Origin of the sequence: Shinella agrisoli, assembly GCF_046557955.1 — a bacterium.
Classification (GTDB): domain Bacteria; phylum Pseudomonadota; class Alphaproteobacteria; order Rhizobiales; family Rhizobiaceae; genus Shinella.
On record NZ_JBJIEP010000006.1, the window covers coordinates 199,253 to 222,445 of the forward strand.

General features: G+C 67.9%; 22 protein-coding genes. 12 read left to right on the top strand and 10 right to left on the bottom strand.

Annotated elements, in window-relative coordinates:
* The first annotated feature begins 7 nt into the window (after positions 1–7).
* Complete coding sequence (locus tag ACIIOY_RS08295) at positions 8–1,363, top strand: aspartate aminotransferase family protein (protein ID WP_411034174.1); 1,356 nt, start codon at positions 8–10, stop codon at positions 1,361–1,363.
* A 42-nt stretch (positions 1,364–1,405) separates the two neighbouring features.
* Here the strand turns inward: ACIIOY_RS08295 and ACIIOY_RS08300 are convergent, their stop codons facing one another.
* The 8 genes from ACIIOY_RS08300 to ACIIOY_RS08335 form a co-directional block, all read right to left on the bottom strand.
* Positions 1,406–2,683: an ABC transporter permease gene (locus ACIIOY_RS08300; RefSeq protein ID WP_411034175.1), complete on the bottom strand. Its 1,278-nt coding sequence runs from the start codon at positions 2,681–2,683 to the stop codon at positions 1,406–1,408.
* Complete coding sequence (locus tag ACIIOY_RS08305) at positions 2,680–3,366, bottom strand: ABC transporter ATP-binding protein (protein WP_411034176.1); 687 nt, start codon at positions 3,364–3,366, stop codon at positions 2,680–2,682. Before ACIIOY_RS08305 ends, ACIIOY_RS08300 begins: the two co-directional genes overlap by 4 nt.
* A gap of 2 nt (positions 3,367–3,368) precedes the next feature.
* A complete protein-coding gene (locus ACIIOY_RS08310; protein WP_411034177.1) occupies positions 3,369–3,821 on the bottom strand; it encodes a hypothetical protein in 453 nt (150 codons plus the stop codon).
* Between the two features lie 65 nt (positions 3,822–3,886).
* Positions 3,887–5,641 carry an alkaline phosphatase gene (locus ACIIOY_RS08315; RefSeq protein WP_411034178.1) on the bottom strand — a complete coding sequence of 585 codons (1,755 nt, stop codon included), beginning with the start codon at positions 5,639–5,641 and terminating at the stop codon, positions 3,887–3,889.
* Positions 5,642–5,835: 194 nt separating this feature from the next.
* Positions 5,836–6,819: an ABC transporter permease gene (locus ACIIOY_RS08320; protein WP_411034179.1), complete on the bottom strand. Its 984-nt coding sequence runs from the start codon at positions 6,817–6,819 to the stop codon at positions 5,836–5,838.
* An 11-nt stretch (positions 6,820–6,830) separates the two neighbouring features.
* The gene (locus tag ACIIOY_RS08325; RefSeq protein WP_411034180.1) at positions 6,831–7,844 is read right to left on the bottom strand and encodes an ABC transporter permease; all 1,014 of its coding nucleotides are present in this window, start codon (positions 7,842–7,844) and stop codon (positions 6,831–6,833) included.
* Position 7,845: 1 nt separating this feature from the next.
* Positions 7,846–9,336: a sugar ABC transporter ATP-binding protein gene (locus tag ACIIOY_RS08330; protein WP_411034181.1), complete on the bottom strand. Its 1,491-nt coding sequence runs from the start codon at positions 9,334–9,336 to the stop codon at positions 7,846–7,848.
* A 133-nt stretch (positions 9,337–9,469) separates the two neighbouring features.
* Positions 9,470–10,450 carry an ABC transporter substrate-binding protein gene (locus ACIIOY_RS08335; RefSeq protein WP_411034182.1) on the bottom strand — a complete coding sequence of 327 codons (981 nt, stop codon included), beginning with the start codon at positions 10,448–10,450 and terminating at the stop codon, positions 9,470–9,472.
* Between the two features lie 177 nt (positions 10,451–10,627).
* On the opposite strand from ACIIOY_RS08335, the gene ACIIOY_RS08340 reads away from it, so the two are divergent.
* Positions 10,628–11,707, top strand: coding sequence for a LacI family DNA-binding transcriptional regulator (locus ACIIOY_RS08340; RefSeq protein ID WP_411034183.1), 1,080 nt, complete (start codon positions 10,628–10,630; stop codon positions 11,705–11,707).
* A gap of 19 nt (positions 11,708–11,726) precedes the next feature.
* Here the strand turns inward: ACIIOY_RS08340 and ACIIOY_RS08345 are convergent, their stop codons facing one another.
* Positions 11,727–12,428 carry a GntR family transcriptional regulator gene (locus ACIIOY_RS08345; RefSeq protein ID WP_411034184.1) on the bottom strand — a complete coding sequence of 234 codons (702 nt, stop codon included), beginning with the start codon at positions 12,426–12,428 and terminating at the stop codon, positions 11,727–11,729.
* Between the two features lie 124 nt (positions 12,429–12,552).
* On the opposite strand from ACIIOY_RS08345, the gene ACIIOY_RS08350 reads away from it, so the two are divergent.
* The 7 genes from ACIIOY_RS08350 to ACIIOY_RS08380 all read left to right on the top strand — a co-directional run bounded on the left by ACIIOY_RS08350 (position 12,553) and on the right by ACIIOY_RS08380 (position 18,929).
* Positions 12,553–14,067: an aldehyde dehydrogenase family protein gene (locus ACIIOY_RS08350; RefSeq protein ID WP_411034185.1), complete on the top strand. Its 1,515-nt coding sequence runs from the start codon at positions 12,553–12,555 to the stop codon at positions 14,065–14,067.
* 123 nt (positions 14,068–14,190) lie between these two features.
* Positions 14,191–15,141 (top strand): sugar ABC transporter substrate-binding protein, encoded by a 951-nt coding sequence (locus ACIIOY_RS08355; protein ID WP_411034186.1) that lies wholly within the window; start codon positions 14,191–14,193, stop codon positions 15,139–15,141.
* A 67-nt stretch (positions 15,142–15,208) separates the two neighbouring features.
* Positions 15,209–16,228, top strand: a complete 1,020-nt coding sequence (locus ACIIOY_RS08360; RefSeq protein WP_411034187.1) for an ABC transporter permease — start codon at positions 15,209–15,211, stop codon at positions 16,226–16,228.
* Positions 16,228–16,965 (top strand): ATP-binding cassette domain-containing protein, encoded by a 738-nt coding sequence (locus ACIIOY_RS08365; protein ID WP_411034282.1) that lies wholly within the window; start codon positions 16,228–16,230, stop codon positions 16,963–16,965. Before ACIIOY_RS08360 ends, ACIIOY_RS08365 begins: the two co-directional genes overlap by 1 nt.
* Positions 16,966–16,996: 31 nt before the next feature.
* Positions 16,997–17,839, top strand: a complete 843-nt coding sequence (gene kduI, locus ACIIOY_RS08370; RefSeq protein ID WP_411034188.1) for a 5-dehydro-4-deoxy-D-glucuronate isomerase — start codon at positions 16,997–16,999, stop codon at positions 17,837–17,839.
* Positions 17,836–18,591, top strand: coding sequence for a 2-dehydro-3-deoxy-D-gluconate 5-dehydrogenase KduD (gene kduD, locus ACIIOY_RS08375; RefSeq protein WP_411034189.1), 756 nt, complete (start codon positions 17,836–17,838; stop codon positions 18,589–18,591). The genes kduI and kduD overlap by 4 nt, the downstream gene beginning before the upstream one ends.
* A gap of 8 nt (positions 18,592–18,599) precedes the next feature.
* Positions 18,600–18,929, top strand: coding sequence for a cupin domain-containing protein (locus tag ACIIOY_RS08380; protein ID WP_411034190.1), 330 nt, complete (start codon positions 18,600–18,602; stop codon positions 18,927–18,929).
* Here ACIIOY_RS08380 and ACIIOY_RS08385 read toward each other — a convergent pair.
* Positions 18,898–20,427 carry an MFS transporter gene (locus tag ACIIOY_RS08385; protein WP_411034191.1) on the bottom strand — a complete coding sequence of 510 codons (1,530 nt, stop codon included), beginning with the start codon at positions 20,425–20,427 and terminating at the stop codon, positions 18,898–18,900. The genes ACIIOY_RS08380 and ACIIOY_RS08385 overlap by 32 nt on opposite strands.
* A gap of 87 nt (positions 20,428–20,514) precedes the next feature.
* Here ACIIOY_RS08385 and ACIIOY_RS08390 point away from each other — a divergent pair, with 87 nt between their 5' ends.
* From ACIIOY_RS08390 to ytfQ, 3 genes are all read left to right on the top strand, one after another.
* Positions 20,515–21,084: a TetR/AcrR family transcriptional regulator gene (locus ACIIOY_RS08390; RefSeq protein WP_411034192.1), complete on the top strand. Its 570-nt coding sequence runs from the start codon at positions 20,515–20,517 to the stop codon at positions 21,082–21,084.
* A gap of 172 nt (positions 21,085–21,256) precedes the next feature.
* Complete coding sequence (locus ACIIOY_RS08395; protein WP_411034193.1) at positions 21,257–22,057, top strand: M55 family metallopeptidase; 801 nt, start codon at positions 21,257–21,259, stop codon at positions 22,055–22,057.
* A gap of 114 nt (positions 22,058–22,171) precedes the next feature.
* Positions 22,172–23,134, top strand: a complete 963-nt coding sequence (gene ytfQ / locus ACIIOY_RS08400) for a galactofuranose ABC transporter, galactofuranose-binding protein YtfQ (protein WP_411034194.1) — start codon at positions 22,172–22,174, stop codon at positions 23,132–23,134.
* The last annotated feature ends 59 nt before the right edge of the window (positions 23,135–23,193 follow it).

Here is a 23,193-nt window from a genome sequence, read left to right on the forward strand (position 1 = left end):
ACATCCCATGCGCGATTCCAACTTCCTGATCGAGAACAACGCCCGCCATCTCTGGCATCCCATGGCCCATCCCGCCGAGATGCGAGCCAATCCCCCACGCATCATCAATGCGGGCGAGGGCGTCGAGGTGGTGGATATTCACGGCAAGAAGGTCCTGGATGCCGTCGGGGGCCTGTGGAACGTCAACCTCGGTTATTCCTGCGAGCCGGTGAAGCAGGCGATCCGCGACCAGCTCGACGCGCTGCCCTACTATTCCGCCTTCCGCGGCACCACCAATTCGCCGCTGATCGAGCTTTCCTACGAGCTTGCCGAATTCTTCAGGGAGGACGGCCTGACGCGCGCCTTCTTCACCTCGGGCGGTTCGGATTCGGTGGAGACGGCGCTGCGCCTCGCCCGCCAGTTCCACAAGATCAACGGCCAGCCGGAGCGCACCAAGTTCGTGGCGCTGAAGAAGGGCTATCACGGCACGCATTTCGGCGGCGCGTCGGTCAACGGCAACGCCAACTTCCGCCGCAACTACGAGCCGCTGCTGCCCGGCGTCTTCCATCTCGCCGCGCCCTATCCCTACCGCAATCCCTTCAACACCGCCGATCCGGCGGAAATCGCCGAGGCGATCGCCCGCCAGTTCGAGGACGAGATCGCCTTCCAGGGCGCCGATACCATCGCCGCCTTCATCATGGAGCCGGTGCTGGGCGCGGGCGGCGTGATCGTGCCGCACGAGACCTTCATGCCGCTGATGCGCGCCATCTGCGACAGGCACGGCATCCTGCTCATCGCCGACGAGGTGATCACCGCCTTCGGCCGCACCGGCGCCTGGACCGGCTCGCGCGGCTGGGGCGTCAGGCCCGACATGATGACGACCGCCAAGGCCATCACCAATGGCTATTTCCCCTTCGGCGCGGTGATGATCTCCGACAGGGTCGCGGGCGTCTTCGAGGGGAACAAGGACAGTCTCGGGGCCATCGGCCACGGCTACACCTATTCCGGCCATCCGGTCGGCGCGGCGGCGGCGCTTGCGACGCTCAAGGAAACGGCCAGGGCGAACACCGCCGCCAACGCCGCCGCCCGCGGCGGCGAGCTGACGGCCGGCCTCGAAGGGCTGAAGGCCAGGCACGAGCTGGTCGGCGACGTGCGCGGCAAGGGCCTGATGGCGGCGCTGGAACTCGTCTCCGACCGCCGCAAGAAGAGCGCGGCAGCCAAGGACGTGGTGCAGAAGGTCTACGACACGGCCTACGAGGCGGGCGTCATGGTCCGCACTTCCGGCGCGAACGTCATCATCTCGCCCCCGCTCGTCGTCACCGCCGCCGACGTGCGGAAGATCGTCTCGGCGCTCGATGAAGGGCTTTCGGCGGCTCGGGGGTGACGGGGACTGCGCCCTGCCGCGGCCAGGGCGTCGGGGAGCGGCTCATGCTCTCAGCGCTCTTGCCGGGCTGAGCCTGAGGGCCGAGAGGGCCGGCACGATGGAGACCAGCATTGCCAGCACCAGGAACCAGGCGGCCAGCCGGAGGTCCTCGCGGGCGAACTCCACGGGCATGCGCACGGCGGTCGTTGCGGTAAGGAGGGACGAGACAAGCTGCGCCGCGCCGTAGCCGATGGCGATGCCGAGCGCGAAGCCGGCGAGGAAGAGCAGGAAGAGCTCGCCCCAGACGATGGTGACGACGGCGCGCCGCGGGGCGCCGAAGGCCCTCAGCGCGCCGATCTGCCGCCGGCGGGCGCCGACATGCATGATGGTGACGAGGAGGATCGCGGCGATGACGATGACCTGCGTGCCGATGGCGATCGCCAGGAGCAGGCTGCGCGCGTCGCCGAGCGTGGCATAGAGGCGCGTCAGCACCTCCGCGGGGAAGACGGCGAGCGTCGTCTCGCCGCGGTATTCCTGGCGCAGGCGATAGGCGTCGCCCACCGTCTTCGGCTTGACCAGGACGGCGGGGATGCCGGGCGTATCCGCGCCGAAACGCTCGTCGAGCGCCGCGTCGGCATCGACATGCGCATGATCGTGATCGTGATCGTGGGCGTGCGCGTCCGACACGATGCCGCCGAGCGCTCCGCCTTCGTGATCGTGGCCGTGCCCGGCTTCCCCGGCCATGCCGTGCAGCTGCCAGACGGCGCGGATCGGCACGAGGATCGCCCGGTCCCAGGCCGTGCCGGTCGGGGCCATGCGCCCGCTCACCGTGTAGACGATCTCGGTATGGGTATGGCCGCCCTCGTCGGCGGCGCCGTGCATCGGCTTGATCTGCGCGCCGAGCGCCTTTTGCACGTCCGAGCCGATCACCGCGTCGCCGAGCCGGGCGAAGGCCGTTCCTTCCGCAAGCGCCGGCGAAAGCGCGGCGACGAGCGCGGTCGTGGTGCCGACGACCGGATGGCCGTCGGCCGAATCGCCGAAGCCGACCGGGGCGGCGAAATCGACGCGCGGATCCTCGGCAAGTTTCGCCAGCACCGCGCCGGACATCAGCGGCAGGGGCGAGGGCTGGAGGAAGACCGCCGAAAGGGCGAGCTGGGTCTCGCTGCCGGCCGCCCCGACGAGGAGGTCGAACTTTTCCGCCGCCCGCGCGCTGCCGAGCCGGACGGCGCGCTCCTGCAGCGTGACGGTGACGCTGAGTGCGACGGAAAGCGCGATCAGGACGATGACGGCGAGTGCGCCGGCCTTGAACCGGCGAAGATCGGCGAGGATGAAGCCCGTCATGCCGCGCGTGCCTCCCCGCTGTCCTCGACGATACGCCCGCCGTCAAGGCCGATGCGCCGGCCGAGCCGTTCCATCAGCGCGGGATCGTGCGTCACGACGACGAGCGTCGCGCCCTCCTCGCGCGCGAGCCGCACGAGGAGGCCGGCCACCTCGTCGCCGGTGCGGCGGTCAAGGCTGGCGGTCGGCTCGTCGGCGACGATCACGCCGGGCCTTGCGAGCAGCGCCCGCGCCACGGCGACGCGCTGCATCTCGCCGCGCGAGAGCGTTTCGACGGGCTGGCCGGGACGGGCGATGCCGGTGGCCTGAAGGAGATGGAGCGCCCGTTCCCGCTCGTCCGGCTTCAGGCGGCGGGAGAGCCGCACCGGCAGCACGACGTTGTCGAAGGCCGAAAGACCCGGGAAGAGGTGGAAATCCTGCATGACGAGGCCGATATGGGCGGCGCGGAAGGCGTCGCGCCGGCCGGCGGAAAGGCGCGTGATGTCCGTTCCGCCCCAGGAGACGGAACCGGCCGTCACGCTTTCGAGCCCGGTCACGGCGTTGACCAGCGTGCTCTTGCCGGAGCCGGAGGCGCCGGTGACCGCGAGCTGGCCGCCGGCGGGAAGCTGGAGCCGGTCGATGGCAAGCACCGGCGCTTCCAGGCCGGGAAAGCGCATCGTGAGGTTGGAAACGTCGAGCGCCAGCATGGTCAGACCGTGTTGAAGGCGGCTTCGCGCAGGCGCAGCTGGCTGACGAAGCCGGTTTCCGGGTCGGTCCAGGAACCGTATTCGAGCACGCCGCGCGCTTCGATCGGCGCGTTGTATTGCACGAAGGTCTGCTTGCGGGCGAGGTAGACGACGAGGATGTTGTCCGGCCAGTCCGCATCCGAGGAGCAGAACGGGCAAAGCGACATGGGTATTTCGGTGAGCACGAAGAAATTCGCCTCGGCTTTCAGCGGCGGCGCCATGAAGCCCTTCACGGTGACGTCCTTGCCGCTCAGCCTCTTCACCTTGTCGGAGAACTCCAGCCCGAGCACGCCGAAGCTCTTGTAGAGCTCGCCGAAGCCGAGCGTTTCCGCCGCCGCTGCCCTATAGGAAGGAAAAAGGGCGGGCAGGGCGGCGAGGGCGCCCAGAACCTGTCGTCGTGTGAATGCCTGCCGCATGGGCCTCTCTCCCGGCCGGCCCCTCATCCCGCCGGGGGACGAGGAGCCTTCCTTGATTGCGGAGCCTACTTCTTCGCCGCGCCGAGGGCGAGGGCGTCGGCGAGCACGCGGTAGACGTCGCTCTGCTCCATGTAGCCGCGGAAGCCCTCCGCGCCGGGACCGGCGGCCTGGAGCACGACGTCGTCGACCGCGTGCACGCCGGTGTCGCCGTCCTTCGGGATGTTGCCCTGGACGAAGACCGCGCCGGGAACGTCCTTGTAGGCTTCGTTGGCGACATATTCCTTCGCCTCGTTCTGGACGGCGGGAACGAACGGTCCGTCCAGCTTCGGGCGGAAGGTCTCGTAGTGGTCCGGCCCGTTGTTGGCGGCCAGGAACAGGCGGCGCGAGACGTCGACGCGGTCGGGATAGCCGTCGCCGTCCTTGTCCTCGTAGTTCGGGAAGCCCGCATCGTCATACGTGCCGACCTTCGCGCGCATCTCCTCGCCCGGCTTGTCGTCGTCCACGGTGCCGATGATGGCGACGCCGTGCGTGTGGTCGCCCGTTATGACGATCAGCGTGTCCGGGTTCTGCTCGGCGAACTCGCGGGCGACACCCACGGCCTTGTCGAACTCGATCGTCTCGAGGAGGGCGCGGTCCCAGTCGAGCGGATGGCTCATCTTGTCGACCGAGGCGGCTTCCACCATCAGGAAGAAGCCTTCCGGGTTCTTCGAGAGCTTGTCGAGCGCGGCCCTGGTCATCTCGACGAGGCCCGGCTGGTTCGGGAACTTGTCGACCGTGCCCTTCTTGAGGAATTCACGGTCGAGCGTCACGTCGAGGTTGCCGGTGTGGAAGAGGCCGAGCAGCTTGTCCTGGTTCGAGCCCGCCGCGGCGGCCAGCTCCGTCCTGTCGATGGCAAGGGCGTAGCCGGCGTTCTTGAATTCGGCGATGTAGTCCTTGTCGTCCTTGCGCTTGGAGCCCGGCACGTCCTTGCCGAGGAAGTAGGCCGAGCCGCCGCCGAGAACGACGTCCGGCTTGACGTCGAACATCATGCCGACGATCTCCGCCTTGTCGGCGCGCTTGCGGGTGTGGGCGACGAGCGCGGCGGGGGTCGCATCCTGCAGTTCCGAGGTGGTGACGATGCCGATGGACTTCTGCGTGGTGCGGCGCAGCGCCTCCGCGATCGTCTCGACCTTCGGGTCGTCAAAGCTGTCCGGCGTGCGGTCGGCGTAGACGCCGAGCGCGTTGACGCGCGACTTGTGGCCGGTCATGTAGGCCGACATGGTGTTGGCGCTGTCGGTGGCGATCGAGTGCGTCGAGGACGTGCCGATGAAGGCGACCGGCGGGATGTCGTCCATGGCGAGGCGGCCGTTGGCCTTGCCCTCGGTCATGCCCTTGGACATGATGCGCGCGCCCGTGCGGTGGGCGACGGAAAGGCCGTCGGCGATGAGGAAGATGATGTTCTTCGCCTTCGGCTCGGCGGCGGTCTCGTAGACCTCCCAGCCGACCGTCTTCGTCTCGCTGCCGGCGGCGACCTCGACCTTGTAGGTGCCGGCCTGGCCGATCGTCAGGCCGCGCAGGACGAGGGCCGAACCCAGCACCTTGTCCTCCTCGCCCTTTTCTTCCGCCACGAACTCGGCCTTCTTGCCGAAGACCGCCTCGTAGTCCTGGCCGTTGACGGTGACCTTCACGTCCTCCGGCTTCACGACGCTATCGAACTCGACCTTGAAGTCGAACGGGGAGCCGAGGAGGATCGTCGCGCGGTCGAGCGGATAGACGGTCGCAGCATTCGCGGTGCCGGCGAGCATCGTTGCCGATGCGAGGGCGAGGATGAGTTTACGCATGGGAGGGCCTCTCTTGAGCGGTGCGTTACCCCTTGCGCATAAGAAGCCTTTGTGACGAGCGTATTACACTGCGGCGTCCATCGGCCCATGAGCAGGCCGAGCAGGACGGCCGGAAGGGCGCCGACGACCATCACGGCGAAGAAGAAGGAGGCCCCTTGTCCCGATCCGCCAGATTGCCGGCGGGCGATGGCCGGCTATGTGCTCCGGTGCCGTGCCATGAGCTTGGCCTGGAGCACGACGACGACGAGCAGGAAGGCGCCGCGGATGACGGATTGCCAGTAGGCGGAGAGCGAGATCCAGCCGAGGCCGTTCTCGAAGTTGAGGATGTTGAACACCATGGCGAGCAGCAGCGCGCCGGCAAGCGTGGCGCCCACCGAACCGGAGCCGCCGGTGAGCAGCGTGCCGCCGACGACGACCGAGGCGATGGCGAAGAGCTCCCAGCCCACGCCCTCCGTGGGCTGGCCCGCGCCGAACTGCGAGGCGAGGATGACGCCGGCAAGGCCGGCGAGCGTGCCGGAGGCGAGGTAGACGGCGGCGAGCGTGCGCTCGACCTTGAGGCCCATCAGCCCCGCCGTCGCCTCGCCGTCGCCGATCGCCAGGATCCGGCGGCCGACGGGCAGCTTCTCGAGCACCAGCCAGCCGAGGACATAGGCGGCGAGCGCGATCCAGGCGGGGATGGGAAAGCCGAGGAAATCGTCCTGGCCGATCACCGTGAAGCCGGTGTCGTAGGAGACGGAGACCGACTGGTTGCCGGCGAGCAGCAGCCCGGTGCCGTAGGCCGCGAGCATGGTCGCGAGCGTGGCGATGAAGGGCTGGATGCGCATCTTCGTGATGATGAAGCCGTTCAGCGCGCCGACCGCGCAGCCGGCGGCCATGCCGCCGAGAAGCCCGGCCGCCCAGTGATGGGGCGAGAGCAGCGCCGCCACCACGCTCGCCATCGCCGCCGTGCCGCCGACGGAAAGATCGATGCCGCCGGTGATGATGACGAAGGCCATGCCGAGCGCGATCAGCGCGAACATGGAGTTGTAGCGCAGGAAGGAGAGGATGTTGTAGGGCGACAGGAAATTGTCGTAGCGCAGCGCGCCGAAGAGGATGAGGGCGAGAAGCGCCAGGATGACGCCGAGCCGGGCGAGATCGCCGGAGGACTTGATGGCGAAGGGGCGGAGGAGCGTGTGCATGGCGGTTCCCCTCAATGCTTGTCGGCGCGCTGCTGGATGAAGACGGCGAGCACGATGAGCCCGGCCTTGACGATGAGGGCGGCCGCATCCGGCACGCCGTTGGCGAGCAGCGTGTAGCGCACGAGCTGGATGACGAAGGCGCCGATGACGGTGCCGACGATGTTGGCCCGCCCGCCCGAAAGCAGCGTGCCGCCGACCGCGACGGCGGCGATGGCGTCGAGCTCCATGCCGAGGCCGACGAGGTTGGCGTCGCTCGCCGAGTTGCGCGCCACCACGACGAGGCCGGCAATGCCGGCGAGCGCGCCGCTGATCATGTAGACGAGCAGCTTGACGCGCTTCACGGGAACGCCCGTCAGCCGCGCCGCCTTCTCGTTGCCGCCGACGGCGATGATCTGGCGGCCGATGACGGTATAGCGGATCATCGCGAAGGCGAGCGCGACGATGACGATCATCAGCACGACCTGCGCCGGGATGCCGGCGATACGGCCCATGGCGATGAACTGGAAGCCCTCGTTCCTGAAGACCTGCAGGTTGCCGTTGGTCATGACCTGCGCGATGCCGCGCCCTGCGATGAACAGCACGAGCGTTGCGATGATCGGCTGGATGGCAAAGCGCGTGACGAGCAACCCGTTGAACAGGCCGAAGAGGGCGGCGACGGCGACCGGCAGCAGGAAGGCCAGCGCCACGGCGAAGGCCATGGACTCCACCTGCCAGAACTGGCCCATGAAGATCATCGGCGCCAGCGCGCCCGAAATCGCCATCAGCGAGCCGACGGAAAGGTCGATGCCGCCGGTGGCGATGACGAGCGTCATGCCGGTCGCGACGATGACGATGGTCGCGACCTGCGTGAGGTTCACGTTGAGCGTCTGCCAGGACAGGAAATTCGGCGTCACGGCGATGTTGAAGAGGATGAGCGCCAGGAAGGCGACGAAGGTGCCGTAGCGGCTCGCCAGCGTGAACAGCCGGCTGCCCGAGGAGAACGCGCCGGATTGCTGCGGGGCGGGGGTCTCGATGGTCGTCGTCATGTCATTCTACCTGATGGGCCATGGCGGAAAGCAGCGCCGCCTCGCTCAAGTCCTTGCGCGGCAGGGTCGCGACCGACCGGCCGTCGCTGAGCACGGTCACGCGGTCGGCGGCGGCGAGAAGCTCCTCCAGCTCGGAGGAGATCATCAGCACGCTCAGCCCCTCGTCGGCGAGGCTGCGCAGCAGCTTGAGGATTTCCGATTTCGCGCCGATGTCGATGCCGCGGGTCGGCTCGTCGACGATGAGGACGCGCGGGTCGGTGGCGAGCCAGCGGGCGAGCAGCACCTTCTGCTGGTTGCCGCCGGAAAGCTCCTTGATCGGCTGGTCGGGCGAGGCGCACTTGACGCCGAGCGCGCGGATATAGCGCGTGACGATCTCGTCCTGCCGGGCGCGGTCGACGATGCCGGCCTTCTTCAGCTTCGGCAGCAGCGCCAGCGTCATGTTCTCGCGGATGCTCATATCGGGCACGATACCGTCGACCTTGCGGTCCTCGGAGACGAGGCCGATGCCGTCGGCGATGGCGTCCGCCGGCTCGCGGTAGGCACGCTCGCGGCCGTCGATGCGCAGCGTGCCGCGCTGCATCTTGTCGGCGCCGAAGATGAGGCGTGCCGTCTCGGTGCGGCCCGAGCCGAGCAGCCCGGCGAGGCCGGAAATCTGGCCTTCCCGGACGGTAAGGCTCACGTCGCGCACGCGCACGCCGGCGCCGGCATTCTCGATTTCGAGGCGGACCGGGCGGTCGGGCGTCGCCTGGTCCGGCGCGATCGCCTGGAAGGCGGCGAGTTCCTTGCCGAGCATGTGGCGCACCAGCGCCATCTTGGGCATGTCGGCCATCGGGCTTTTCGCCACCGTCTGTCCGTCCCGCATGATCGTCACGCGGTCGCAGATCGCATAGAGCTCGTCCAGCCGGTGGCCGATGAAGATGACGGCGACGCCGGAGCGCTTCAGCGTGCGGATCGTCTCGAAGAGCACGGCGACCTCGCGCTCGTCGAGCGAGGAGGTCGGCTCGTCCATGATGACGAGGCGGGCGTTCTGCGTGACGGCGCGGGCGATCGCCACCATCTGCCGCGTCGCGGCATCGAAATGGGCGACGGGCCGGTCGACGTCGATGCTGAGGTTGAACGTGGCGAGCACCGCCTCCGCGCCGCGCCGCATGGCGGCGTGGTCGATCAGGCCGAAGCGTTTCGGCTCGCGCGAAAGGTAGATGTTCTCCGCCACCGAGCGCTGCGGGGCGAGGTTGATCTCCTGGTAGATGGTGGCGATGCCGGCGGCCTGGGCCTCGGCGGGCATGGTGAAATCGACCGCCTTGCCGTCGAAGACGATCTCGCCCTCGTCGCGGCGGTAGACGCCCGTCAGGATCTTGATGAGCGTCGACTTGCCCGCGCCGTTCTGGCCGACGAGCGCCATCACCTGCGCCGGCTCGACCTCGAGCGAAGCGGATCTGAGCGCCGCGACGCCGGCGAATGCCTTGGAAATGCCCTGCATGGACAGAAGCATGGGGTCCTCCTCTATCCGCCCTCCGGGACGGGCCCTGTGAGCCTACACCCGAACGGGCCAAACGTCAGGCCCGTTCAAAAAACCGGCCGAGACGGCTGTGCCGCCCCGGCCGGAATAGGCTTGGGAGATTGTGTCAGTAGGCGTTGGCGAGTTCCGCGGCCGCGTTGGAGGCGTCGTAGAACTTGTCCTCGTTGATGATGACCGGGTCGATCGTCTCGCCCTTGGCATAGCGCAGCATGGTCTCGAACGCCTTGGGCCCGAAGCGCGGGTTGCATTCGACGACAGCGGCGATCTTGCCGTCGACGACCGCCTGCACGGCTTCCTTGCCGCCGTCGATCGACAGCACGAGCACGTCCTTGCCCGGCACCTTGCCGGCCGCTTCGAGCGCGGCGATGGCGCCCATCGCCATTTCGTCGTTGTGGGCGTAGATGATGTCGGCGTCGGGATGGGCCTGAAGCAGCGCCTCGGCCACCTGGCGGCCCTTGTCGCGGGCGAAGTCGCCGGTCTGCGAGGCGACGATCTCGAAGCCGCCGGCGGCCTTGATCGTCTCGTCGAAGCCCTTCTTGCGGTCGTTGGCCGGCGAGGATCCGGTCGTGCCTTCCAGCTCGATGATCTTCGACTTGCCATTGGCGTTCTTGATCAGCCATTCGGCGATCCGCTGTCCTTCCTGGACGAAGTCGGAACCGATGAAGGTGAGGTAGTCCTCGCCGGCCTTGGCGAGCGACGGATCGACCGAGCGGTCGAGCAGGATCACCGGAATGCCGGCCTTCTTGGCGGCCATGACGGCCGGGATCAGCGGCTTTTCCTCGCGCGGGGCAAGGAAGATGAGGTCGACGCCCTGCGCGATCATCGAGTTGACGTCGGCGACCTGCTTGGCGGCCGAGCCGGCGGCATCGGTGTAGACGAGCTGGAAGCCGAGCTTTTCGGCTTCCGCCTTCATGCTGTTCGTCTGGGCGATGCGCCAGGGATTGTTGGATTCGGTCTGCGCGAAGCCGACCTTGTAGGTGTCCTTCTGCTCCAGCTTCGGCACTTCGGCGATCGCGACGCCCGCAACGGCAAGCGCGCCGACGGCCGTTGCCGCAAGCATGAAGGTGCGACGGGAAATCATGGTCATGAGTGGTTTCTCCTCCCGGGTCCTGTGGCCGGTACTCCTCTACCGGACGTGAGCATTTTCCTGCTTCACATGTCTAAATCTTGCGCTAATAATATTAGCAGTCAAGAGCCAAAATTATGAGCACTTGCAAAAAATCTGCGTGCAGTGCAATGCGCGTCGAAGGGTGAGGAACGAGGCATGGCCAAGGGCAACGGGCGGGATTCGGGCAGGCAGGGCGGGCGCCGGCCTACCATGACGGACATCGCCCGCATCGCGGGCGTCTCCCAATCCAGCGTCTCGCTCGTGCTCAACGAGATGTCCGGCTCGCGCATTTCGCCGGAAACGCAGCAGAAGGTGCGCGAGGCTGCTCATAAAATCGGTTATAAATTACCGGCGACCCGGAGCGCGGTCGCGCCCGCTCCCGCGGTCGAGAAGGACACGATAGCCTTCATCGTCGACGAGATCTCGACCAGCCCCCATCCGGTCGTCAGCCTCGACGGCATCCGCGACCATGCCTTCGAGCAGGGGCTGCTGGTGTCGGCCCATGCCACCCGGTCGAACCCGGATCTCGAGCAGGCGGTGATGCGCTCCGTGCTGCGCGATCCCGCCATCGCCGGCGTCATCTACGCCACCATCTTCACCCGCAAGGTGCGCGTGCCGCCGGAGCTGAAGTCCATCCCGACGGTGCTCCTCAACTGCTACGCCGATCCGCGCCAGCACGTGGCGATCGTGCCGGGGGAGGTGGCGGGCGGCTTTGCGGCCACGGCGCACCTCACCTCCCTCGGCCACAAGCGCATCGGCTTCATCAACGGCGAGCCGTGGATGGATGCGGCGATGGACCGCCTGAAGGGCTACAAGCAGGCGCTCGCCACCGCCGACATCGCCTTCGACGAAAGCCTCGTGCGGGACGGCGACTGGCTGCCGCTGCGGGGTTACGAAGCGGGGCTGGAACTGCTTTCCATGCCCAACCCGCCGACTGCCATCTTCTGCGGCAACGATCTCATGGCGATCGGCGTCATGGAGGCGGCGCAGGAAAAGGGGCTGCGCGTGCCCGCCGACCTGTCCGTGATGGGGTACGACGACCAGGAACTGGCGCGCTACACCCACCCGCCGCTCTCGACGCTGGTCCTGCCCAACTACGAGATGGGCCAGCGGGCCGCCGAGATCCTGATCGACATGGCGATCCACGGAAAGCACATGCGCCCCATGACCATAAAGGTCGACGGCCCGCTGGTGGTGCGCGAGACCACGGCACCCTGGCGCGGCCGCCAGATGTGAAAGCCGGGCTTCGATAGGCTCACTCGAAGAGGTCGGGATTGTCGGCCTCGATCTGCGGCAGGTCGGCGAGGATGCCGTTGAGGTGGCTGCGCATGGCGGCCTCTGCGGCCTCTGCGTCCCGTGTGTCGATGGCGGCGATGATCGCCTCGTGCTCGGCGATCAGCTTCGTCATGGAATCGGGGTGGCGGAGCTGGAGGTTGCAGACCCGGTCCATATGGGCCTTGATGTCCGAGATGGCGTTCCAGGCAAGGCCGCAGCCCGCCCCCTCGGCGATGGCGATGTGGAACTGCTCGTCCTCGCGGCGGAAGGCGTTGTGGTCGTGCGCCTCCATCGCCGCCTTCTGGCGGGAAAGGATCGTGTCGATCCTGCGCCGCGTCCAGCCGTCGAAGCTTTCGCTGGCGCGCCGGGCGACGGCGGTCTCGATCGCCTCGCGCACGAAGCGGGCCTCCATCATCTGCCGCGCCGAGATGCGCACGACGACCGTGCCGCGGTTCGGGCGGATGTCCACCAGCTTCGACTTGCCGAGCGCGATCAGCGCCTCGCGCACCGGCTGGCGCGACACGCCCATGCGGGTGGCGATCTCCTGTTCGGAGAGCCGCATGCCGGGGGCGAGCTCCAGGCGGATGATCGATTCCCGCAGGTCGCGCTCGACCTGCGCCGCCGCGGTTTCGCCGGTGTCGATCTTCAGGGATTCAAGGTTCATCTCTTTCGCCGCCGTCATGCGTTGACATCCAATTTAAACCACCATACAGTACCATACAATTCAAGCGCAACAGAAATCCGGCGGCTTGAAAACCGGATGAACAGGGAGGGGCTGGAGCCGTTCGGCCGGCCTGAGAACGATATTGCTGTCCAATTTCATCGCACCCGATTCCAGCGATCCCCGCCTCGGCATTAAATCCCGCTACCGGATGCTTGTCGATGGCAAGTCCGTCGAGGCGGCTTCGGGCCGCACGATCGACCGCGTGAGCCCCGGCCATGCCGGCGTCGTGGTCGGCACCTGGCCGGAGGCCTCGGCGGACGACGTGCGCCTGGCGATCGCCGCCGCGCGCCGCGCCTTCGATACCGGCCCCTGGCCGCGCCTGTCGGGCGCCGAGCGCTCGCGCCTGATGTTCAAGGTGGCGGACCTCATCCTTGCCCATCAGGAGGAGCTGGCGCTCGCCGAGAGCCTGGAGGTCGGCAAGCCGATCGCCCAGGCGCGCGGCGAGATCGGCTTCTGCGCCGACCTCTGGTCCTATGCGGCCGGGCAGGCCCGGGCGCTCGAAGGCCAGAGCCACAACAATATCGGCGACGACCGCCTCGGCCTCGTGCTGCGCGAGCCGGTCGGCGTCGTCGGCATCATCACGCCGTGGAACTTCCCCTTCATCATCGCGTCCGAGCGCGTGCCGTGGGCGATCGGCGCCGGCTGCACGGTGGTGCTGAAGCCGTCCGAATTCACCTCCGGCACCTCGATCCGCATGGCGGAGCTGGCGCGCGAGGCGGGCATTCCCGACGGCGTCTTCAACGTCGTCACCGGCTACGGCGATCCGGCCGGCCAGGTGCTGGCGGAGGATCCCGGCGTCGACATGGTGGCGTTCACCGGCTCGGTGCGCGTCGGCACCAGGCTCGGCGAGATCGCCGCGCGCAGCGTCAAGCGCGTCGGGCTGGAGCTCGGCGGCAAGGGGCCGCAGATCGTCTTCGCCGATGCGGACCTCGACGCGGCGGCCGACGGCATCGCCTACGGCGTCTACCACAATGCCGGCCAGTGCTGCATTTCCGGCAGCCGCCTGCTGGTCGAGGAGGGCATCCGCGATGCGCTGATGGACCGCCTCCTCGACATTTCCCGCAAGGTCACCTTCGGCGACCCCTTGAACGAGCGCACGAAGATCGGCGCGATGATCTCGGAGGCGCATGCCGAGAAGGTGCATTCCTATGTGGAGGCGGGCATCGCCTCCGGCGCGCAGCTGCTGCTCGGCGGCGAGAGGGTCGGCCGGCAGGCCGGGCTCTACTACGCGCCGACCGTCTTTGCCGGAGTGACGCCGGACATGTCGATCGCCCGGGAGGAGATCTTCGGGCCGGTGCTCTCGACGCTGACCTTCCGGACGGCGGACGAGGCGGTGGCGCTCGCCAACGCGACCGAGTTCGGCCTTTCCGCCTGCGTCTGGTCGACCAATCTGGAAAACGCGCTGCAGAGCATCCGCCGCATCCGCGCGGGCCGCTGCTGGATCAACAGCGTCATCGACGGCACGCCGGAGCTGCCGATCGGCGGCTACAAGAAGAGCGGCCTCGGCCGCGAGCTCGGCCGCTACGGCTTCGACGAATATTCCCAGTTCAAGGGCGTGCACGTCACGCTCGGGCGCCCTGCGCCCTGGTTCGCATAACCGGCTGCCGCAAGGCGGTCAGGAGGAGGAAAATCTCGGCTGGCGTGATCTTTGGTCGGAGCCCGCCAGCCGAGACTCGGGTCTTTTGGACCCGCATTGCACATCCAAAGGGAGGATACGCAAATGAAATTGACCAAGGTCAAAGCCGCGGCGCTCGCCGCGGGCCTCGCGACCATGCTGACGTCGACGGCGCTTGCCGCGGACGTCAAGGCCACGATGATCATCTACCTCGATCCGAGTGTCCAGTTCTTTAATCCGGTGGTGAAGGGCGCGCAAGATGCGGCCGCCCAGTTCGGCGTCGATCTCGACGTGCAATATGCCAACAACGATCCGGTGCGCCAGAACGACCTCATCGAAAGCGCCACCGCGAGCGGCGTCGACGGCATCGCCGTCTCGATCTCCTCGTCGGACGCCTTCGACGAGAGCATCTGCGCGGCGGTCAAGGCCGGCATCGTCGTCATCGGCTTCAACAACGACGACCTCGACGGCGCCAAGGGCAATTGCCGCCAGGCCTATGTCGGCATGGACGAGTTCGCCTCCGGCTACGAGCTCGGCAACCGGATGATCAAGGAATTCGGCCTGAAGTCCGGCGACGTCGTCTTCAACCCGCGCGAGATCCCCGAGGCGAGCTTCGCGGTCGCCCGCGGCGGCGGCATCGAGAAGGCGATGACGGAAGCCGGCATCAAGGTGGAGACGGTGCGCGCCGGCCTCGATCCGGCCGAGGCGCAGAACATCATCGCCCAGTTCCTCATCGCCAATCCGAACGTGAAGGCGCTGTTCGGCACCGGCTCGGTCACCTCCACGGTCGGCGCGGGCGCCATCAAGGATGCCGGCGTGAACATCCCCTTCGGCGGCTTCGACCTTGCGGTCGAGATCGTCAACGCCGTGGAATCCGGCGCGATGTTCGCGACCATGGACCAGCAGCCCTATCTCCAGGGCTACTACCCGATCGCCCAGATCGCGCTCGCCAAGAAGTACGGGCTCACCCCGACCGACATCGACACGGGGCAGGGCGCCTTCCTCGACAAGTCGCGCATCAGTTCGGTCAAGCCGCTGATCGGCACCTACCGCTAACCGCGTTCGGCGGGAGCCGTCCGTCCGCCGGCCGGCTCCCCGTTCGCCAACGATCGAGTGCAAGACCGTGACACCCATCCTGACCGAAAGCGCCGCGCCCCGCTCGCGGACCCGGAGACAATCCATCCTCAAGCGGATCATGGGCATGCCCGCGGGCGCGATCTTCCTCGTCTTCATGACGCTGCAGATCGTCTGCATCGCCGGCGCGCTCCTCTACCCGAACGAGTTCCGCTACCTCTCGCCGCAGAACCTCACGATCCTGATGAAGGCGATCCCCGTGCTCGGGTGCCTGGCGCTCGGCGCCGGGGTGCTGATGATCGCCGGCGAATTCGACCTGTCCATCGGCTCCGTCTACACGTTCACGGCCGTGCTGATGGCAAGCCTCGTGGGGGCGGGGCTCAGCGCCTTCGTCGCCGCGCCGCTCGGCATCCTCGCCGGCCTCATGATCGGGCTCCTCAACGGCCATATCACCCTGCGCTTCGGCCTGCCGTCCTTCATCGTCACGCTCGGCGGGCTCCTGTTCTGGCGCGGCGCGGTGCTGCTCTACAACGGCGCGGTGCAGGTCCGCTTCGATCCGGAGCCGGTCTTCACCAGCCTTTTTGCCGGCACCTTCCTCGGCATCAATGCCGCCTTCATCTGGATCATCCTCTTCGTCGTCGGCTTCCACCTGCTGCTGCATCGCCACCGCTTCGGCAACCACGTCTTCGCGACGGGCGGCAACCGCGGCGCGGCCGAGGCGATCGGCATCAATACCGGCCGCGTGAAGCTCATCGCCTTCGCGATCGCGGGCGGCATGGCGGCGGTGGCGGGCATCCTCGCCACGGCCCGCGTCGGCAGCGTGCAGCCGGGGCAGGGCGCCGGGCTCGAACTCCAGGCGATCGCCGCCTGCGTCATCGGCGGCCTGTCGCTGCGCGGCGGGCGCGGCTCGATCATCGGCATCTTCCTCGGCGTGCTGCTCATCCACACCATCACCGACGTCCTGCTCCTGCTGCGCGCGCCGGGCTTCTATCTCGACATGTTCATCGCGACGCTGATCGTGCTGGCCGCCATCTTCAACCATCTCATCGAGCGGCGAGGGCTTGCATGATGTCGACCCCCCATCTTCTCGAACTGCACAACATCTCGAAGAGCTTCGGTGCGCTCACCGCGCTCAGGAATCTCAGCTTCCATATCGGCGAAGGCGAAGTGGTGGGCCTTCTCGGCGACAACGGCGCCGGCAAGTCGACGACCGTGAACCTCATCTCCGGCATCCACAAGCCGACCGAGGGCTATCTCAGCGTCGACGGCAGGAAGACGCTCTTCACATGCCGCTCGGATTCCGCCGATGCCGGCATCGAGACGATCTACCAGCACACCGCGCTGGTCGACAGCCTCTCGATCACCCGCAACATCTTCATGGGCCGCGAGCTGACGGACCGCTTCGGCTTCCTCAGGCAGGGCGAGATGCGCGACATCGCCATGGAGGTCTTGCAGAACGCCGTGCACATCTCGGGCATCGATTCGCCGGATACGCTCGTCGGCAACCTCTCCGGCGGGCAGAAGCAGGCCGTCGCCATCGCCCGCGCCGTCTATTTCAAGAAGCGCGTGCTGCTGCTCGACGAGCCGACCTCGGCGCTCTCCGTGCGCGAGACGGAGGCGCTTTTGAACCAGGTGCTGAAGCTGAAGGCGGAGAACGTCTCCAGCGTGCTGGTGACGCACAACATCTACCACGCCTACCAGGTCTGCGACCGGTTCGTGATCATGAGCCACGGCACCAAGGTGTTCGACGTCGCCAAGGCCGACACGACGATCGGCCAGCTCACCGAATACGTCGTGCTCACCTGATCCCCATTCGTGAAAGCAAGAGGCAGATGCCGTGACTATTTCCGTATCAGTACGCCAGGTCGTCGGGCCGCAGGATGCCGCAAGGCGCAACACGCAAGGGCTGCGCGACGGCTTCGTCATCGAGGCGCTGTTCCAGCCGGGCAGGGCCAGCCTCACCTACAGCCATCTAGACCGCATGATCGTCGGCGGCGTGGTGCCGGAGGCGGAAAGGCTCGTGATCGACCGCGTCGCCGAGACCGGCACGGAGCGCTTCCTGGAGCGGCGCGAGGCGGCCATCGTCAATATCGGCGGCGCCGGGCGGGTCGGCGTCGGCGGCAGCGACCATGCGCTCGGCTTCCAGGAGGCGCTCTATGTCGGCATGGACGCGGGCGCGCTCTCCTTCGCCAGCGACGACCCGGCCGAGCCTGCGCTGTTCTATCTCCTCAGCGCGCCGGCGCACCGCGCCTGCCCGACGGTGCGCATCACCCGCGAAATGGCGAGGAAGGTGCGCCTCGGCTCGGCGGAGGAATCCAACGCCCGCACCATCAACCAGTATGTGCACCCGGACGTCTGCGAGAGCTGCCAGCTGCTCGTCGGCCTGACGATGTTCGAGCCGGGCTCCGTGTGGAACACCATGCCGGCGCATGTGCATGACCGGCGCATGGAGGTCTATCTCTATTTCGGCATGGAGGAGCAGACGCGCATCTTCCACTTCATGGGCGAACCTGGCGAGACGCGGCATGTCGTCCTGAAGAACCGCGAGGCGGTGCTTTCGCCCGGCTGGTCGATCCATTCCGGCGCGGGCACCGGGCGCTACGCCTTTATCTGGGCCATGGCGGGCGATAACATGAGCTTCACCGACATGGACAAGGTGCCGATGGAAGCGCTGCGATGAACCCCTTCGATCTTTCCGGGCGCTTTGCGATCGTCACCGGCGCCAACACCGGCATCGGCCGGGCCATCGCCGTGGGACTGGCGGAAGCGGGCGCCGATATCGTCGGCGTCGGGCGCTCGGCCATGACGGAGACCGAGGCGGACGTCCGCCGGGCGGGCAGAGCGTTCGTCTCCATCGCCGCCGACCTCTCCGGCCCCGGCATCGCCGGCAAGGTCGTCGCCGATGCGCTGGCAGCCGGCGCCACGCCGGACATCCTCGTCAACAATGCCGGCATCATCCGCCGCGCCGATGCGCTGGATTTCTCGGAGGAGGATTGGGACGCGGTGCTCGACACCAACCTCAAATCCGTCTTCTTCCTCTGCCAGGCCTTCGCGAAGGCGGCGCTCGCGGCAGGGCGGCGCGCGAAGATCGTCAACGTCGCCTCGCTGCTCTCCTTCCAGGGCGGCATCCGCGTGCCGTCCTACACCGCGGCCAAGAGCGGCCTTGCGGGCCTGACCAGGCTGATGGCGAACGAATGGGCGGCGCGGGGCATCAACGTCAATGCCATCGCGCCCGGCTATGTGGAGACCAACAACACCGCCGCGCTCAGGGCGGACGCGGAGCGGAGCGCCGACATCCTGAAGCGCATTCCCGCCGGCCGCTGGGCGCGGCCCGACGACATGGCCGGCGCCGCCGTCTTCCTGGCGGCGCCGGCATCCGACTACGTGCACGGCACCATCCTGCCGGTCGACGGCGGCTGGCTTGCCCGATGAGAGGACACATGCAGCCCTATACCCTGCCTGAAAACACCGTCTGGACCGAAGTCGCGCCGGGCAACCGGCGCGCGGTGCTGAGCCACCGCCCGGAACTGATGCTCGTGGCCTTCCGCTTCGACGAGGGCGCCGTCGGCGCCCTTCATTCGCATCCCCACACGCAGGTGAGCTATGTGGCGGAAGGCACGTTCGACGTGACGGTGGACGGCGTCACCACCCGCCTCGGCGCCGGAAGCAGCTTCATCGTCGCGCCGAACCTCGTCCATGGAGTCGTCGCGTTGAGCGAAGGCCTGCTGATCGACACGTTCACGCCCCGCCGCGACGATTTTCTCGGTTAGAGAGCACGTGGCCGCCGTCGAGGCCCGGCCCGCCCGTCTTCCAGCGCACGACGAGAGCGGCGCCGACCAGGAGCAGGGCCGCGGCCCCGACGACACCGGCGAACGCCTGGTCGAACGCGGCCCGGGCCAGCGCGGCGACCTCTTCCGCCTGGCCGGGGGCGAGGCGGTCGGCGAGCATCAGGGCCTCGTCGAGGCTGTCGCGCGCCCTTGCGGCGAACTCGGTTCCCGGCGGCAGGACCATCGCCCTGGAATAGAGGGCGGACATCAGGCTTCCAAGCAGGGCGATGCCGAGCGCGCCGCCCAATTCGTAGGACACTTCCTCCACCGATGCGGCCATGCCGGCGCGTTCCTCGGGAGCGGAGAGCATGATCACCGTCGAGGCGGCCGTCATGGCGGCGCCGACGCCGAAGCCCATCATCGCCAGCGCCGCGATCCACGGCCCCGCCGGGCCTTCGTGGACGGCCAGAAACACGGCCAGCGCCGCGCCCGTCAGCAGGAGCGAGGACCACAGCACGCGCCCGGCGCCAAGGCGCGGCAGCGCCAGGCCGGTCAGGGGACCGGCGACGAAGGCGGCAGCGGGGATCGGCAGGATGAGAAGGCCGGCCTCCAGCGGGGAATGGCCGAGGACGAGTTGCAGGCGCTGGCTGAAGACCAGCTCCACGCCGATCAGCGCCGCCGAGGCGACGAGGGCCGTCGCCACGCCTGCGGAAAAGCGCGGATCGGCAAACAGGGAGAAGTCGACAAGCGGTGCGGCGCTGCGCCGCTGGCGGCGAACGAAGAGGACCATGGCCGCAAGGCCGACCGCGAGGGCAAGGCATGCCGTTTCCCAGGAGGGCTCGCGCCGGCCCGCCTCCTTGACGGCATAGGTCAGGCCGATAAGGCCGACCATCGCCTGGATCGAGCCGGCAAGATCCCAGGGGCGGCTCTTGTCGCCGGCGCGTCGGGGCAGCAGGATCCCGCTGCAGATCACGGCGGCGGCCACCACCGGAACGTTGATCAGGAAGACGGAGCCCCACCAGAAATATTCGAGGAGCAGCCCGCCGATCACCGGCCCCAGGGCGGCCCCGCCCGATGCCACGGCCGCCCATATGCCGATCGCAAGGGCGCGCTCCCGCTCGTCCGTGAAGGTCAGCCGGATGATCGACAGCGTGGCCGGCATCATCATGGCCGCGCCGACGGCGAGCGCCACGCGGGCGGCGATCAGCGTCGCGGCGGACGGCGCGAAGGCCGCTGCGGCCGAGGCCATGCCGAACACGAGGAGGCCCGCCACGAACATCCGCTTGTGGCCGTACCGGTCCCCCAGGGAGCCGAGCCCCGGCAGCAGGCCCGCGACGACGAGAGGATAGGCGTTGACGATCCAGAGCTTTTCCGCTGCACTCGCCGACAGCGCGTGCGTGAGCACGGGCAGGGCCGTGTAGAGCACCGTCATGTCGATGACGATCAGGAAGAGCGCACTTGAGACGACCGCCAGGACGAGCCAGCGTTTACCGAGAGACATTGTCAGGATCCTTGGCATGAAGGCCGCAGGCTTGCCTGCGTTTGCGCGGCAATATAAATACAATCGTATTGAAATGGAAGGGGCGACATGGCGGGACGACCGCGCAGCATAGATCGCGACCGGGTTCTGGACGCCGCCGAAAGCATCGTGGCCGAAAGCGGCGCGGCCGGCCTCTCCTTCGAGGCCGTCGCGCGCGCCGCCGGGATCACGAAGGGCGGGGTGCAATATTGCTTCGGGACGAAGGAAAACCTGATCCGCGCGATGATCGAGCGCTGGGGCAATGCGTTCGAGACGGAAGTGTTCGCCCATTCCGGCAGCGACCGCTCCCCCCGATCCATCATCCGGGGGCATCTGTCGGCGACCCGCGACAGCGACGAGGCGGAATATTCCCGCTCCGCGGTGATGATGACGGCGCTGCTGCAAAGCCCGGACCAGGTGGCGGCCACCCGCACGTGGTACACCCACCGCCTGGCGGGGCTGGACATGGACGACGAGGACGACAGGAAGGCGGCGCTGGCCTTCCTTGCCGGCGAGGGGGCGTTCCTGCTGAAGGCCTTCGGCCTGATCGACCTCACCGAGGCCCAGTGGACGATCCTCTTCGCCGATATGCTGGCTCTCGCCGGGGAGGGGAAAGGCGGCGGATCGGCGGGCGGATGATCGGCGGCGGCAGGCCGGCCCGATGCGCGAGGATGCCGGATCCTCTCTGGAAGCGGCCGGCGTTCCGGTCTAGGAACGACCGATGTTTGGAGGGACATGCGGGCGGCACGGCAATGGGACCGGCCCGTATCCATCCCTCTCTTGCCGACTGGCCGAAGGAGAACCCGCGCCCATGAAAGTCTTCATTTCCGCAGATATAGAAGGCACCGCCGGCATCGCCCACTGGAACGAGGCCGAGCGCACCCACCCCGACTGGGCCGAGTTCCGCGCCCTGATGACCGCGGAGGTGGTCGCCGCCTGCGAGGGCGCGCGCGCCGCCGGCGCGACGGAGGTGGTGATCAAGGACGCCCATGACAGCGGGCGCAACCTGATCCTCGACCGGCTGCCCGACTATGCGCGGATCGTGCGCGGCTGGTCCGGCCATCCCGACGAGATGATGTTCGGGATCGACGAGACCTTCGCCGCCGCGATCTACACCGGCTACCATTCCAAGGCGGGCACGGAGGACAATCCGCTCGCCCATACCTCGAACCTGCGCATCTCGCGGCTGCTGCTCAACGGAGAGGTCGCCTCCGAGTTCACCTTCAACGCGCTCTGTGCGGCCGGCTACGGCGTGCCGTCCGTCTTCCTTGCCGGCGATGCCGGCATCTGCGCGGAGGCGCGGGCGATGGTGCCCGGCCTTGCGGCGGTGGAGACGCTGGACGGCAGGGGCCGCGCCTCGACGTCCATCTCCCCCGCCTGGTCGCGCCGCCTGATCCGCGAAGGCGTGGCGACGGCGCTCTCCGGCGATTTCGCAGGGGCGCTGCCCGCAAGGGCCGGGCATTACGAAGTGGTGATCGAGTTCAGCACGCCGACCGAGGCCTACCGCGCCGGCTGGTATCCCGGCGCAAAGGCGCACGGCCCGCGCGCCGTCGCCTTCGAGCACGAGGATTTCTCCGAGATCCTGCGGGCGCTGCTCTTCCTCAAGGTCTGACCGGCGCGGCCTTTCGGCGAAATGCGCGGGCGCGCAAATTTCGGGTTTACAATAGTAATACAATATGATGTTTTAACCGGGCTGCTGAGGAGCAGCTTTCTTTGGGAGGACATCATGAAATTGAGAACCGCACTCGCGAGTGCCACGATCCTTGCTGCCTCGATGTTCAGCGCCGCATCCGCCGCCGACCTCACCGTCGGTTTTTCGCAGATCGGGTCCGAATCCGGCTGGCGCGCGGCGGAAACCACGCTGACCAAGCAGCAGGCCGAGCAGCGCGGCATCGACCTGAAGTTCGCCGACGCGCAGCAGAAGCAGGAGAACCAGATCAAGGCGCTGCGCTCGTTCATCGCGCAGGGCGTCGACGCCATTCTCCTGGCGCCGGTCGTCGCGACGGGCTGGGACGAGGTGCTGCAGGAAGCCAAGGACGCGGAAATCCCGGTGATCCTGCTCGACCGCACGGTCGACGCGCCGGAGGACCTCTACCTGACCGCCGTCACCTCCGACCTCGTGCACGAGGGCAAGGTGGCCGGCCAGTGGCTGGTCGACACGGTCGCCGGCAAGCCCTGCAACGTCGTCGAGCTGCAGGGCACGACCGGCTCCTCGCCGGCCATCGACCGCAAGAAGGGCTTCGAGGAGGCGCTTGCCGGCAAGGACAATCTGAAGATCATCCGCAGCCAGACCGGCGACTTCACCCGCACCAAGGGCAAGGAGGTCATGGAAAGCTTCCTGAAGGCGGAAGACGGCGGCAAGAACATCTGCGCGCTCTACGCCCACAACGACGACATGGCCGTCGGCGCCATCCAGGCGATCAAGGAGGCGGGCCTGAAGCCCGGCACGGACATCCTCGTCGTCTCGATCGACGCCGTTCCGGACATCTTCCAGGCCATGGCGGCGGGCGAGGCGAATGCCACCGTCGAGCTGACGCCGAACATGGCCGGCCCCGCCTTCGACGCGCTCGACGCCTTCCTCAAGGACGGCAAGGCGCCGCCGAAGTGGATCCAGACGGAGTCCAAGCTCTACACCCAGGCCGACGATCCGGCGAAGGTGTACGAGGAGAAGAAGGGCCTCGGCTACTGATCTCTCCCGATGTCCCGCGCTCGACCCCGGTCGGCGCGGAACATCCGCTCAGCCCGCCT